The 13,231-nt window shown below is 75.5% G+C and carries 12 protein-coding genes; 4 read left to right on the top strand and 8 right to left on the bottom strand.

The window, feature by feature from the left end; translation table 11 throughout:
• Window positions 1-40: 40 nt before the first annotated feature.
• A complete protein-coding gene (locus tag ACFY60_RS26725; RefSeq protein ID WP_388613796.1) occupies window positions 41-1,153 on the bottom strand; it encodes an ABC transporter substrate-binding protein in 1,113 nt (370 codons plus the stop codon).
• Between the two features lie 365 nt (window positions 1,154-1,518).
• On the opposite strand from ACFY60_RS26725, the gene ACFY60_RS26720 reads away from it, so the two are divergent.
• A complete protein-coding gene (locus tag ACFY60_RS26720; protein ID WP_388613794.1) occupies window positions 1,519-1,719 on the top strand; it encodes a hypothetical protein in 201 nt (66 codons plus the stop codon).
• A 15-nt stretch (window positions 1,720-1,734) separates the two neighbouring features.
• Here ACFY60_RS26720 and bla read toward each other — a convergent pair whose 3' ends face one another.
• Window positions 1,735-2,724 carry a class A beta-lactamase gene (bla, locus tag ACFY60_RS26715; protein ID WP_388613792.1) on the bottom strand — a complete coding sequence of 330 codons (990 nt, stop codon included), beginning with the start codon at window positions 2,722-2,724 and terminating at the stop codon, window positions 1,735-1,737.
• A gap of 202 nt (window positions 2,725-2,926) precedes the next feature.
• Between bla and ACFY60_RS26710 the strand changes: the two genes are divergently transcribed.
• A complete protein-coding gene (locus ACFY60_RS26710; RefSeq protein ID WP_388613789.1) occupies window positions 2,927-3,601 on the top strand; it encodes a beta-glucanase in 675 nt (224 codons plus the stop codon).
• Window positions 3,602-3,634: 33 nt separating this feature from the next.
• On the opposite strand, the gene ACFY60_RS26705 is transcribed toward ACFY60_RS26710, so the two are convergent.
• A complete protein-coding gene (locus ACFY60_RS26705) occupies window positions 3,635-5,926 on the bottom strand; it encodes an alpha-N-acetylglucosaminidase (RefSeq protein WP_388613787.1) in 2,292 nt (763 codons plus the stop codon).
• A gap of 199 nt (window positions 5,927-6,125) precedes the next feature.
• Between ACFY60_RS26705 and ACFY60_RS26700 the strand changes: the two genes are divergently transcribed.
• Together ACFY60_RS26700 and ACFY60_RS26695 are read left to right on the top strand one after the other, a co-directional pair.
• On the top strand, window positions 6,126-6,725 hold the full coding sequence (locus tag ACFY60_RS26700; protein ID WP_388613784.1) for a hypothetical protein: 600 nt from the start codon (window positions 6,126-6,128) through the stop codon (window positions 6,723-6,725).
• A 126-nt stretch (window positions 6,726-6,851) separates the two neighbouring features.
• Window positions 6,852-8,036: an alpha/beta hydrolase family protein gene (locus ACFY60_RS26695; protein ID WP_388613782.1), complete on the top strand. Its 1,185-nt coding sequence runs from the start codon at window positions 6,852-6,854 to the stop codon at window positions 8,034-8,036.
• A gap of 56 nt (window positions 8,037-8,092) precedes the next feature.
• On the opposite strand, the gene ACFY60_RS26690 is transcribed toward ACFY60_RS26695, so the two are convergent.
• The 5 genes from ACFY60_RS26690 to ACFY60_RS26670 all read right to left on the bottom strand — a co-directional run bounded on the left by ACFY60_RS26690 (window position 8,093) and on the right by ACFY60_RS26670 (window position 13,202).
• Window positions 8,093-8,896 (bottom strand): phosphatidate cytidylyltransferase, encoded by an 804-nt coding sequence (locus ACFY60_RS26690; protein WP_388613779.1) that lies wholly within the window; start codon window positions 8,894-8,896, stop codon window positions 8,093-8,095.
• On the bottom strand, window positions 8,893-10,686 hold the full coding sequence (locus ACFY60_RS26685) for an aminotransferase class I/II-fold pyridoxal phosphate-dependent enzyme (protein WP_388613777.1): 1,794 nt from the start codon (window positions 10,684-10,686) through the stop codon (window positions 8,893-8,895). The genes ACFY60_RS26690 and ACFY60_RS26685 overlap by 4 nt, the downstream gene beginning before the upstream one ends.
• A gap of 144 nt (window positions 10,687-10,830) precedes the next feature.
• Window positions 10,831-11,685, bottom strand: coding sequence for an ABC transporter permease (locus tag ACFY60_RS26680; RefSeq protein WP_388613774.1), 855 nt, complete (start codon window positions 11,683-11,685; stop codon window positions 10,831-10,833).
• Window positions 11,682-12,794, bottom strand: coding sequence for an ATP-binding cassette domain-containing protein (locus ACFY60_RS26675; RefSeq protein ID WP_388613771.1), 1,113 nt, complete (start codon window positions 12,792-12,794; stop codon window positions 11,682-11,684). The genes ACFY60_RS26680 and ACFY60_RS26675 overlap by 4 nt, the downstream gene beginning before the upstream one ends.
• A gap of 252 nt (window positions 12,795-13,046) precedes the next feature.
• The gene (locus ACFY60_RS26670) at window positions 13,047-13,202 is read right to left on the bottom strand and encodes a VenA family class IV lanthipeptide (RefSeq protein WP_345277945.1); all 156 of its coding nucleotides are present in this window, start codon (window positions 13,200-13,202) and stop codon (window positions 13,047-13,049) included.
• Between the last annotated feature and the right edge of the window lie 29 nt (window positions 13,203-13,231).

The raw sequence follows: 13,231 nt of genomic DNA, 5'->3' as shown, positions 1-13,231 counted from the left end.
CCGGCACCGCACCCCTGGGGCGCGGCGCCGGGCGCGTGCGTCAGAAGGAGCGGAGCACGCGGAAGCGGTCCGGACGCGCCGGGTCGCGGTCCACGACCTGGACCGGCGCCCACGCCCACTGCCGTACGCCGATGCCGGGCACGCGCGAGAACGTGATCGGGCCCCGGGTGCCGTCGACCGCCACCCGGGCCCAGGACGTGGCCAGGCGCGCCCGGTCCGTGCCGTGGGAGCGCAGCGCCTCCGCCAGGACCGTGATCGTGTCATGGCCCTCGAACGCGACGAACGAGGGCGCGGTGCCCAGGTGTTCGCGCAGCGCGGCCTCGACCCGCAGGCCGCGCGGCCCGAGACGCTCGGGCAGGTAGCGCAGGAAGGGAACGCCCGCGCCCTCGTCCCCGAGCAGGTCCGACCACCCGGCGAACTCCGGCTGTCCCGCCGGAGCGCCGAGCAGCACCCCGGCGAGGCGCCGGTCGCGGCGGACGGCCCGGACGAGCGCCGCCGCGGGCTCCGGGACGCCGACCAGCAGCAGGAGCGCGCCGACCCCGTGTTCGGCGAGTGCCTCGCAGACCGCTCCGGGGGAGAGGGCCCGCGCGTCGAGCGTCGTCACGGAGCCACCGTGCGGGAGGAGACGGTCGCGGAGGACGCGGGCCCCCGACGCCCAGTACGCGCCGGGCTCCGCCGCCACGGCGACACGGGTGTGGCCCGCGTCGCGCAGGAAGTCCGCGTACAGCCGCCAGCCGTGCGACTGTGCGGGCGCGAGCCGCGCCACCCGGTCCGTCGGCTCCTCGGTGAGTTCGTCCAGGACCGCCGACGAGCACAGGAACGGCAGACCGAGCGCGTCGGCCCGCGCGGCGGCGGCCCGCGCGACGACGCTGTGGTACTCCCCGGTCACGGCGGCCACTCCCAGCCCGGCCAGTTCCTCCACCGCCTTCGCCGCCCGCTCCGGATCGCCGGCCGTGTCCCGGACCACCAGGGCGAGGGGACGCCCCCCGATCCCCCCGGCCTCGTTCACCTCACGGACGGCCAGTTCGAGCCCCGCGAGCAGATGTCGGCCCGCCTCCACCCAGCCGGGCCGGGACAGCGGAACCAGCGCACCGACCGGGACGGCCCGCGGTCCCGGGGGTGCGGGCAGGAGTGGTGACGGCGGTGTGTCCATACGGTGGGGTCCCCTCGGGTCGACGGTACGGCTGCGGGGGCCGCGAACCGGCCGCGCGCCCCGCCCGCTCCCGGACCACCCCGTCGCCGGCCGCTTCCCGCCCCTGGTACGGGACGCATCGTAGCGACCCCGGCGCCCCTCGCCACGCGATGCGCACGACGCCCCGGAGCGTCCGCCCCGAGGCCGGCCTCACCATGGCCGGCCCGCTCGTCGCGGAGGGAGCGGCGGCCCCGGTCCGCGCCGGTGGCGACACGCGCCGGTGGTGAACCGTGACGATGTCAGGGCGGGGACGGCGGATTGCGAGGGTCGGGTCACGGAGCCGGCACCCTTCGTTCCCACGGGCCGGAGATGTCCGTTGTCCTGACATGAGGAAGCATCCACACGAACACGACGAGTACATCTCCGGAGTCCGTGCCGAGCTTCTGGGCACCGCCCCGGCCGATCCGCCGTTCCCGGCCGACCACGACGACCTGCTCTGTCCGTTCTGCCGGACGCTGAGCGGCCACCCCGGCGCCCGGCCGACCCGGCGCGGCGGGGGGCGCTGGTGGCGTGCCGGCGAGGCGTAGGGGCACCCCGGTCCGTCAGGGGCGCCCGTCGCCCAGGGACTCCGCCACCAGGGCGGCCGCCCGCGCGATCAGCCGGTCGTCATGGGGGGCGTCCGCCTCGGGTCGGTTCGTCATGATCGCCATCACGAGCGGGGCCCTGCCGGGCGGCCAGACCACGGCGATGTCGTTGCGGATCCCGTACGCGCCGCCCGTCCCGGTCTTGTCACCGACCACCCAGCCGCGGGGCACCCCCGCCCGGATCAGCGCGCCTCCGGTGGTGTTGGTCCGCAGCCACCCCGTCAGCAGGGCCCGCCCGTCCTCCCCGAGGGCGTCCCCGAGCACGAACGCCCGCAGGTCGCGGGCGAAGGCGCGCGGCGAGGTGGTGTCCCGCGTGGCGCCCGGTGCCCAGTCGTTCAGCGCGGGTTCACGCCGTTCGACCCGGGTGACGGTGTCGCCGACCTCCCGGAGCGCGGCCGCGAGGCCCTGCGGCCCGCCGAGGGCGTCGAGCAGCAGATTGGCGGCGGTGTTGTCGCTGAACCGGACGGCCGCCTCGCACAGTTCGCGCAGGGTCATCCCCGTCGCCACGTGCTTCCGGGTCACCGGTGCGTGGGCCAGCAGGTCCTCCTCGCCGTAGGTCACCACCCGGTCCATGCCCTCCGGGAAGTACCTGTCGACAACCGCGGCGGCGGCGAGGGCCTTGAACGTCGAGGCGTACGCGAACCGCTCGTCGGCCCGGTGGGACACCTCCCGGCCGGTCCCCGTGTCCACGGCGTGGACGCCGATCCGTGCCCCGGACTCCCGCTCCAGCTCCCGTAGTTCGCCGAGCACCGCTCGGTCGTCCGGAAGGTGCCGGCCCGGCCGCCCGCCGGTGTCCGGAGCGGAGGCGGAGGCCGACGCGGGAGCCGGAGCGCGCGGGGTGCCGTCGTCCCCGCACGCGGCGAGCGGGGTGAGGGAGAGGGCGGACAGCAGCGCGAGCGCGCCGGGACGGCGCCGGCGGACGGACGGGCGGTACGTGGGCGAGTGCATGGCGCCGAACCTCCAGAGGGCTTGCGGGTACCCGCCCACCCTCTCCCCGCCGGGCCGCGCGGTCCACCCGGCCCGTACCCTGCCCGGCAGCATCGAAGTCAACCCTGTGTGACGACTTCTCGACAAGGAGTGCCCGCTTCCGGATGGGCGGCGGTCCCGGGGGGCAGGGAACGGGGGAGAACCAGACACCGCGGGAGCGCCCATGCAGTCACCACCCCCGGCCGCCGAACCGGTCTTCGTCGCCGACTTCACCTCCGAGACCCAGTGGGTCGCCGGCCGCTCGTGGGCCTATCCCGACGGCGGCCCCGTCAACCCCGGGGACAACAAACTCGACCACCTGGTGGCCGATCCCGCGTACAGCCGCTCGGGCGTCTTCCGCGCGACCCGGCGCGAGGACGGACTGTGGGACGCGGGACTCCTCACGACCGAGGGCAGCCGCGAGGCGTTCGAGGTCCGCACCGGGGACATCCTGGAGGCGCGGGTGCGGCTCCCCGAGGAGATCGGCGCCTGGCCCGCCATCTGGACCTGGCGCGACGGCGGCCAGGAGATCGACGTCTTCGAGTACCACCCCGACAACCCCGACCTCCTCGAACTGTCCAACCGGGTCCGTGGCAGATACCACTACCACCGCCACCCCGACGTCCGGCCCGGCGGCGAGGTGCGGCTGCGCACCCAGTTCGGGGCCCGCTCGGTCGTGTGGTGGGTCGACGGTGCCCGGGTCTTCTCCGACGGCGTCGGCGTGGGCCGCCACTGGCACGCGTACCTCATCGTCAACCTCTCGGTGTGCGCCGGGCGTTACCACCCGGCGCCCGACCCGGACGCCACCGAGATGTCGTACGAGGTGAGCGAACTGCGCGTGCTGCGCCCCCGCCGCTGACCACCCGCCGAAGCGCCCCGCCGAAGGCTTCTCTCACCGAACGGGACCCGCAGGTGAGGCCGCGAGCAGCACCGCTCGCACCTCCTCGGCGAGGGCGACCGGATCACCCGCCGGCGCCGTGGCGTACCGCTGGTGGCCGCGCGCCCAGGCGTCGTCCCGGGCGAACCAGTCCACCACCTCCGGTTGCGTGCCGGTCACCAGCGCCCGGTCGAGGGTCTCGAAGTACGCCGCCCAGCGCGGCGCGTACACGTCGTGCACCAGCCCCGCCCACTCCCGGTTGGCGTAGTCGCGCAGCCCTCCGTCCTCGCTCGGACCCCGCCCGCCCCACGTGGTCAGGATCGACCGGGCGTCGTACTCCAGCCGGTCGCGTTCGGCCGCGTCGGCGCCCCAGGACCGCGCGTCGGCCAGCCACGGCCCGAGCAGGAACCGCCGGTCGGAGGCGACCAGCCGCCCGAGCAGGTCCAGATGGCCGTTCCACTCCCGCACCAGGGCCCGGAAGCCCTCCAGGTCACCGCCCTGGTACGCCGTCCTGATCCGGGGGAGCAGCACCCGGCTCCGGTTGGTGAGGGCCTGCCGCGCGACGTCCACGAGGTCGTAGCGGTACGCGTCGGTCGTCCGCAGCGCGGGCGCCACCCGCAGCAGTTCGGCGAGGGCCCGCTCCACCGTCGCGGCGTCGTACCGCATGGCGGTCGGGCTCCACCGGGCGGCCCTGGTCACCGTCAGGCCGGGCCGCGCGGTGAAGAGGCTGTCCTGCGGCTCGCTCCACGTGCCCGAGGGCATGCCGTACGGCCCGAGGCGCAGGGCCTCCCACGCGGCGGCGGCGTGCGGATCGGGCCCGCCGTAGCGCCGTGCCGCGTACCCGGCGAACCAGGCCTTCTGGTCCACCGCCCCCGGCCGCCAGGCCAGCTCGGTGAAGAGGGCGAAGGCGGCGGGGTTCTGGCCGGTGCCCTCGGGAAGGTAGGCGATGCCGCTCAGCGCCGACCCCTGCTTGGTCAGCCACGTGTGGAAACGGCTCGTCCACGCACCGCTGTTGGCGCCGATGGTCGTGTGGCCGCCGAAGTTGGGGATCGTGCCGAACGCGTACGGCGTACCGCCCCACTGCGTCTCCCGGTCGAGCCCGTCGTAGCGGTCGGACAGACCGTCCAGGATGAGGACGCGCCGCCGGTCCACCCCGCTCAGCAGCTCCGCCGTCGGGTTGCGCTGCCAGCCCAGCATGACCCAGGTCGCGCCGGGCCGGGCGGTGTCCAGGGCCCGCTGGACCGCCCCGGACGCGGCGGCCACGTCGACCGGTCCCGGTGTGCCGCCCTCGTGCAGCAGGTCCATCTTGAACAGGTCGGTGTCACCGAAGCGTTCCCGCTGGATCCGGTAGTAGGCCTCGGCCACCCGCTCGAACACCGGCCCGGTCGGGTCCAGCCACGCCGGCCGCTCGAACCCCACCCACCGGCCCTGCGGCACCGTCACCGCGCCCGGGTTCCGCGCGGCGAACTCCGGCGGCACCGTACCGAAGTAGCCCGGCAGCACCGGGGTCATCCCCAGGGACCGCAGGTGGTCGGCGATGCGCCGGCCCAGCGCCGCCCGCGCCTCGATCAACTGCTCGGACACCGGCCCCGCGAACCCCGACATGTTCTGCAGCAGCCACCAGCCCTGGTGCGCCGGCCCCGGGATCCACTCCCGCAGCTCGGCCGCGCCGTAGCCGAACTGCTGGAACGCCCGGTAGTACGGGTACTCGGCGCCCGTCGGCACGAAGACCTCGTTCACCCCGTGCAGTGCCATCCGGTCGATGTCGTGCCGGTACGTGGCGAAGTCGCGGTACGCGCCCGAGTAGCCCTCGTCCGTGTCGTTCAGCGCGTACCGGTGGGGCACCGCCGCCGACCGGGTCACCGTCCCCGCGACGGCGGGAAGGATCTGGGGCAGCCGGCCCAGGCTGTCGCCCGGCCACCCGAGGTCCACCCCGGCGACCTCCTTCAGGTACCAGCCGGCGCCGGTGAGCAGCGTGGCGGGCGTGGTGCCCCGCACCTGGATCGCGCCGGCCGCGCCGGAGACCGAGAAGTGGTCACCGCCGGCCCCTTTCGCGACCGGCACCAGGGTGAACTGCGCGGCGGCCCGCTGCCCCAGCAGCCGCGTCAGACTCGCCCGGGCCGGCGCCACGTCGAAGGCGGGCGCCGCCGGTGCCGCCGGCGGATTCTGCCCCACCCCCTCGGCGACGGGGACCGCACCGGCGCCGCGATGCGCCGAGCCCGCTCCGGAGACGGTCAGCACCGACACTGCGGCCAGCACCACGGCGACGAACGCCCGACGGCAACGGACGACCGGACCACTGCCCATCCGACTCCCCTGACTTCCGTTCGACGGTCACGCGCACCACGCGTGCGCCCACTCTCCGACGCCCCTTCCCGCCCGCCGGGCAGGCGGAGCCGGAATTCACCCGCCGCTCATCCGACCGGACGCACCGGCCCCCGTACCCGGGCGAACATGAGTACGGATGCTCAGGAGTCGGCGCCACGGCCCGCCTACGGTGATCGCCATGAACGTGAACGAGGCACACGGCGGGACCGGCGGCACCGGGAGCACCCGGCGATGGCACGTGGGCTGCTCCGTCGCCCTGGTCGCCGCCTTCGTCCTCGTCGTCCTCGGCGCCTGGGGACTGCGGGAGTTCGAGAAGGGCCTGGACGGGGACGGACAGCTGGACATGCCCCGCGAGCACGCCGGGAGCGTGGTGGAGCCGCTGCCCGGCGGGGCCACCGCACGCTACGAGGACGGCATGCGCGTCACGGTCGGCCCGCCCCGCCCCGAGGGCGACGGCCGGACCTCCCGCATCACCATCCACTACGAGAACGGCACGGACGAGACGCTGGAACCGGACACCGGCGGCTACGACGACGCCCTGGACGTCCGCGCCGGACGGCCGGGCGACTCCTCGTGGACCGCCGCCGACGGCACCAGCGACTGGCTCGACCACCGTGAGGCGGAGCGACTCCTCGACCGGCCGCTCGCCGAGGACGAGAAGCGTACGGTTCCGGTACGGGTGACCGCGAGCCGGAAGGGCCTCCCGCTCACCGTCGAGGTGCGGCCCCCGCACCGGGGCTACCGGGAGGCCGCGTACTGGCGACTCACCCTCGGCTGACCTGACCTGACCTGTCCTGACCTGACCCGGCGGTGATCCGCGTCCGACCCGGGATGTACGGACCCGGCGCCGGTTGCGACCGTGGGAGGACGCGGGGCGCCCGGCCCGGCCCGTAGCGTCCCCGGCATGAGGAAGCTGACCCGGGCGGCCGCCGCCGCCCTTCTCGCCTGCGCCGTCACGTTACCGGCCGCCACCACCGCAACCGCCGCGCCGGCCCCTCCGCCCGCCGCCACGACCACCCCCGACCGGCCGGCCGCACGCCTGAACCTGCCGGCCCCCACCGGGCCGTACGGCGTGGGACGTTCGGTCCTCCACCTCGTGGACCGCTCCCGCACCGACCCCTGGGTGCCCGAGGCGGACGGCCGCGAACTGATGGTCACCCTGCACTACCCCGCCGCCCGCCACCACCCCGGCCGGCCCGCCCCGTACGCCACGCAGGAGGAGGCCCGGCTCCTCCTGAAGGGCGTACCGGTCGAGGACCCGGTGGTGACACGGCAGGTGGCGCGGGCCCGTACGCACAGCGTGCCGGACGTGCGCCCCGCCCCCGGCCGGCACCCGCTGGTCGTGCTCTCACCCGGCTTCGGGATGCCGCGCTTCACCCTGACCGCTCTCGCCACCGACCTCGCCTCCCGCGGCTACGTCGTCGCCTCCGTCGACCACGCCTACGAGTCGTCCGGGACGACGGTTCCCGGCGGGCGCACCCTGACCTGCGTCGCGTGCACCGTCATGGACGAGAACGACTGGACCAAGGGCCATCTGGTCACCGGCGCCCGCGCCGCCGACACCCGGTTCCTCCTGGACCGGCTGACCGGCCCCCGGCCCGCCTGGCGGTACGCCTCCGCCATCGACCCGACGCGCATCGGCATGGCCGGCCACTCGGTCGGCGGTGCCGCCGCCGTCCCCGCCATGGCCGCCGACCGGCGGATCGACGCGGGCGTGAACATGGACGGCACGTTCTGGGACGCGCCGCCCGCCGACGGCCTCGGCGGCCGGCCGTTCCTGTTCCTCGGCACCGACGAGTTCCACCGGCCGGGCGGCGAGGACACGTCCTGGGATGCCACCTGGGCGGGTGTGCGCGGTGAGAAGCACTGGCTGACCGTCGACGGCGCCGGCCATCTGGACTTCTCCGACGCGCCTCTGATCCTCCGCCACGCCGGCAGCCCTGACGGGCCCCTCCCGGCCGGCCGCGCGGTGTCCGTCACGCGCGCCTACGTCGCCGCCTTCTTCGACGAGCACCTGCGGGGCGAGGACCAGCCCCTCCTCGACGGGCCCGACCCGGCCCACCCGGAGGTGCGGTTCCACCGCCCTTGAGCATTCCGGGAACCGGGGGCGGGCCCGCCGCAGGGCCCGCCCCCGCACGGGGATCCTCAGCGGAGCACCAGCAGCACGGCGAGCGCGAGGAGCAGCGAGTCGATCCGGTCCAGGAGGCCGCCGGAGCCGGCGAGCCAGCGGCCCGCGTCCTTCGCGCCGGCACCCCGCTTGACCATCGACTCGAACAGGTCGCCCAGCGGGCCGCCCACGGCCACGGCAATCACCAGGGGAAGGCTCCAGGCCGACAGGGCGGCCAGGGCCCCGAGCCCGGCGACCGCCCCCGCGACCGTGCCGCTCCAGCGCTTGGCGGGTGACAACGCGGAGAGCCGTGGCCCACCGAGGCGCGGACCGGCCGCGTACGCCACGATGTCGGCGACGGACACGGCCGCGAACAGCGCGAGGCCCGTCGCCCCGAGCGGCACAAGCGCGGCGAGCAGCCCCAGCCACACCAGCCCCAGCAGACCGGCACCCGCCCGCCGCAGACCGTGGTCGGCGTCCCCCGCGAGCAGCGGCACACCGACCACCGCGAGCGCGCAGACCCCCGCCACCCGGGGCAGCTCACCGGGCACCAGCCACACCGCCAGGATCAGGGCGACGACGGAGGCGGCCAGCACGGCACGGTCCACCGGCACCAGCCGGAGCAGACCGCCGTACTCGACGACCGCCACGACCCCCACGAGCACGGCGACGGCCGCGACACCGCCCGGCCCCAGCCAGAACGCGCCCGTCAGCAGAGGGACGCCGACCGCCCACACGCACCAGCGCAGGACGAGCTCCCGCCGCCGGGACACGGCGACCGCCACGCCCCCGGCCCCCAGCGCCCCGCCGAGGAAGGGCACCAGGTCCGCGACGGCGGTCAACGGCCGGACCGCCCGCCCGGCACGGCCGCCGCCGGCGCCGCGTCCGCCGGCCGCAGCGCGTCGAGGGCGCCGCGGCAGGCGGCCACGATCCGCGCGTTCTCCTCCGTGTCGCGCACCGCGATCCGGACCGTACGCCCCTCGTACGCCGGTGACATCGGCGACAGATCCCGCAGATGGACGCCGTACCGCCGGCACTCCCGTACCAGGCGCGCGGCGCTCGGCCCGGCGTGCGGCAGCGTCACGGTGACGAAGTTCGCCACCGATTCCGCGACCTCGGTGAAACCGCCGAGGGCGCGGAGGTCCTCGGCCAGCCGCCCCCGCAGCACATGGGTCCGCTCCCAGCAGGCGGCGTAGTGGGCGGGATCGCGCAGCGCCGCCACGGCGGCCAGCTGCGCGGGCAGGCTCACCGCCCAGGGCGGGGTCCAGCGGCGCAGCTCCCGCGCGGTCTCCGCTTCCGCCACGAGATACGCCGCCCGGACCCCCGACAGGGCGAACATCTTCGACATCGACGTGCAGACGGTCACCCGCCGGTCGGCCGCGGCGAGGGGGGCCAGGGAGTCCGCGGGATCCACGTACCCCAGGTACGCCTCGTCGATCCACCACCGGGTGCCCGCCGGGGACGCCTCGATCACCGCCCGCAGCTCCGCCGACGGCGCGTGGCGCCCGGTCGGGTTGTTCGGATTGACCACCACCACCAGGTCGTACCGCCCCGTCCGGACGGCGGCCGCGAGGCGCCCGGGGTCGACCCGCCAGCCGTCCTCGCGGCGCAGCGCGAGCCGGTCCACGTGGCAGCCGATCACCCGCTCGGTGACATGGGCGTACTCGCCGTAGCTCGGATCGAGCAGCAGCACCCGGCTCCGCGCCGTCAGCCACCGCCCGAACGCCCGGAAGATCAGGTCGGAGGACCCGGCCCCCGCCACCAGCGACTCCGGCGGGAGCGCCCGGGCCCGGGCGATCTCGGCGAGCAGGCCGTCGGCGGCGGTCGGGGGAGAGGTCCGCGCCGCCCAGGAAGGATCGTCGGCGAGCACCGCCCGCACCCCGGGGGCCGGCGGGAACCAGGCGTCCAGCACGTCCGCCGCGACCACCTCGTGGCGCCGCTCCAGCGTCCGGAAGTCCGTCCCGATGGCACCGAAGGAGGCACCGCCGTGCTCGCAGCCGTCCGCCCGGGGCGCGAAGTCCGCGTCGAGCCGCCAGTCCACCGCCGACCGCAGCCGCTCCACGACCGTGCCGTACCGCCGCAGGACGTTCCCCGTCAGCTCGGCCACCGAGCCCGTCAGCACCTCGAACGTGACGTCGCCGCAACGGATGGTGCGGCCGACCGGCCGCAGGCCGGCCGCGACGTACATGCCGAGCAGCTCCGTCCGGCCCATCGCCACCACCCGGCGGCCGCCGCGCGACGCGATCCAGCGCAGCGCGGCGTACATCAGGAGGGGCGCGGCGACCGTCGACCGCAGGTCCGGCTCCACCGTGAGGACCCGGACCTCGAAGAGGCCGTCCTCCGACAGCAGCGGCAGCGCGTCCCGGCTCACGTACCGGTCGAGCCCGTAGCGGCCCGCCCACGGCGGTGTGACGGTCACGAAGCCGATCCTCGTCGCACCGCGCGCCACGACCAGCCGCACGGCCGGATCGTCCGGCCCGCCGCCGTACCCCTCGGGGGACGCGTCGTGCAACCTCCCCGAGGGGTGCGCCGGATGCTGGCCGAGCTCCTCCGCGTAGACACGGTGACGCAACTCGCCGATCCAGTCGAGATCGAGCGGAGTCGCGACACGCAACTGAAGGGCCTGGTCCATGGATGTCCCCCTGGGGCGGAATGGCGGTCGCGCACCAGCATGGGGAACTCGAGGGCTCCGCGCGTGAGTACGCGTACTCACCTCAGGGGCGAAGCGGGTGCCCGCCGGCTCGTGTCCGTGCGCCGCGGGGCGACCGGCGCCGCGTCACTCGGGGCGGCCGAAGCGGTGGGCGGCCCAGCCGAGGGCCAGTGCTCCCGCGGCGAACAGAAGGCCCGCTTCGAGGAGCAGCGGAGGCTGCCGGCCGAACCACTCGATGCCGCCGGCCGTGGCACCGTCCGGCACCCGCAGGGCGATGCAGCGGCGCAGCAGGTCCACCCCGTGCGCCAGCGGGTTGACGCCGGCGAGGACCCGGGCCCACCCCGGCATGGCGTCGAGCGGGAAGAACGCGCCGGAGAGGAACAGCAGCGGCGTCATCACCAGCCCCAGCAGCATGTGGAACATCTCGGCCCTGCGGAGCGTCACGGCCAGGGCCAGCGCGAGGGCGGTGAGGGTGAAGGAGGACAGGAGCATGCCGCCGAGGAGCAGCAGCAGGAGCGGCGGATCGTACGGCAGGCCGACGGCGCCGGCCAGACCCAGCAGCAGGGCGCCCTGGACGGCGGCGACCAGGGTGCCGCCGAGACAGTTCCCGAGGAGCAGCGTCGACCGGTGGACCGGGGCCATCAGCAGCTCCCGCAGATAACCGCTCTCCCGGTCCGTGATGAGACGGACCCCGACCGTGATGGCCGGCATCTGCACCGTCATCATGAGCATTCCGGGGAAGAGGTAGACCCGGTAGTCGACCCCCAGCGAGGCCCGCGGGATCAGCGTGGCCAGTCCGCCGCCCAGAACGAAGAGGTACAGCAGCGGGTGCAGCAGCGTCAGGGCCGTGTGGACGGGCTGTCCGGCCAGACGCAGCAGGTCCCGGTGGACCAGGGCGTGCACGGCCCGCAGTTCGTGCCGCGGCCGGGACGGCCGGCCGCCGCGCGCGGCGCCGGGGACGGGCAGGGTCGCCGTGGTCATCGGGCGCCTCCGGAGTCCGGCGCGGTGCCCTGCCGGGGCGGCGCCGCGGGTGGGTGGCCCTGCTGGCCCGTGGCCTGCAGGCTGCGGCCGGTGTGGTGGAAGAAGACGTCGTCGAGCGTCGGAGGGGTCGCGGAGGCGGCGCGCACGGCGATGCCGTGCTCCTCGAGGACCCCGCACAGGCGGGGGATCCAGGTGCTGCCGTCCGGCAGCCGCAGGTGGACACCGTCGGCGTCCACGGTGACGGGCCGGTCCGGCGGAGCGATCATGCCCGCGAGCTGCCGGGCCGTCGTGTCGTCACTGGTGCGCAGAAGGACCTTGTCGTCGCCGACGGCGCTCTTGAGCGCGAAAGGCGTGCCCTGGGCCACGAGCCGGCCGTGGTCGATGATCGCGATCCGGTCGCAGTTCTCCGCCTCCTCCAGGTAGTGGGTGGTGACGAAGAGGGTGCTGCCGTGCCGGTCGCGCAGCGCGCGCAGATGGTCCCAGACCTGGGCGCGCGCGTGCGGGTCGAGTCCGGTCGTCGGCTCGTCGAGGAACAGCACCTCCGGGGAGTGCAGGAGCCCCCGGGCGATCTCCAGGCGGCGCCGCATCCCGCCGGACAGCGCGCGTACGGGCGAGCGCCGGCGGTCGGTCAGCCCCACCGCGTCGAGCACCTCGCCCGCGCGGCGCCGGGCGCAGCGCCGCCCGAGACCGTACAACCGCGCGTGGATCAGCAGGTTCTGGTCCGCCGTCAGATCGGGGTCCAGCGCGCTGCGCTGGAACACCATGCCGACCCGCCGCCGGACCTCCTGCGGGCGTACCGTCACGTCGACACCGGCGACCACGGCCTGCCCCGACGTGGGCCGGGCCAGCGCGCACAGCAGCGAGATGGTGGTCGACTTCCCCGCCCCGTTGGGTCCCAGGAAGGCGAAGGTCTCGCCCCGGAACACGTCCAGGTCCAGCTCGCGCACGGCGTCGACGGTCCCGTCCGGGCCCGGGTAGCTCTTGACCAGCGCGCGCGTGCTGATCGCGTACTCCGTCCCGGAGGTGTGGGGCGTGGGGTGGGCGCTGATGACGGCGGTGGTCAGCAGTGCGGCGCGGGTGGGGTCGTCGTCACCGGCGGGGAGCTGCATGGGGTCTGTTCCTCATCTACGAGTGCCCACCCGCGCCCCGCCCGGCGCACGGGCGGAACGACACCGCATCCTCCCCGTGGTCCACGGGCCGGGTGCGCGGTGGAGCCGGTCGTCCGGGCCGGGCCCGCGCGGGAACCGGGCGGCCCGGAAGCACCTTTCCGGCGCGGTCGCGAGCGACCACGCCGGAAACCGACGGACCCCCCGTCCGGCGGCTGTCCCGGGACGGCCACCGGACGGGGGGCGCTGCGCGCGTTACGCGCAGGTGATGCCGATGCAGACGGTGTTCAGGAGCGTCAGCAGGCCGACGCAGGAACAGGTGCCGGCGAACGGCTCCCCGTCGACGCCGACCGGGTCGGTCTCCGGAAGGGCGTGCAGCTCAGCCAGCAGTTCGAGGTCGCGGTTCTCCATTGGGGTTCTCCCTTTCCGTTGAAACTACG

Source organism: Streptomyces sp. NPDC012827 (genome assembly GCF_042900905.1).
GTDB classification, from domain to species: Bacteria; Actinomycetota; Actinomycetes; order Streptomycetales; family Streptomycetaceae; genus Streptomyces; species Streptomyces gulbargensis.
The sequence above is the reverse complement of the archived record's forward strand: the minus strand, read 5'-3'. Positions and strand labels throughout refer to the sequence as shown.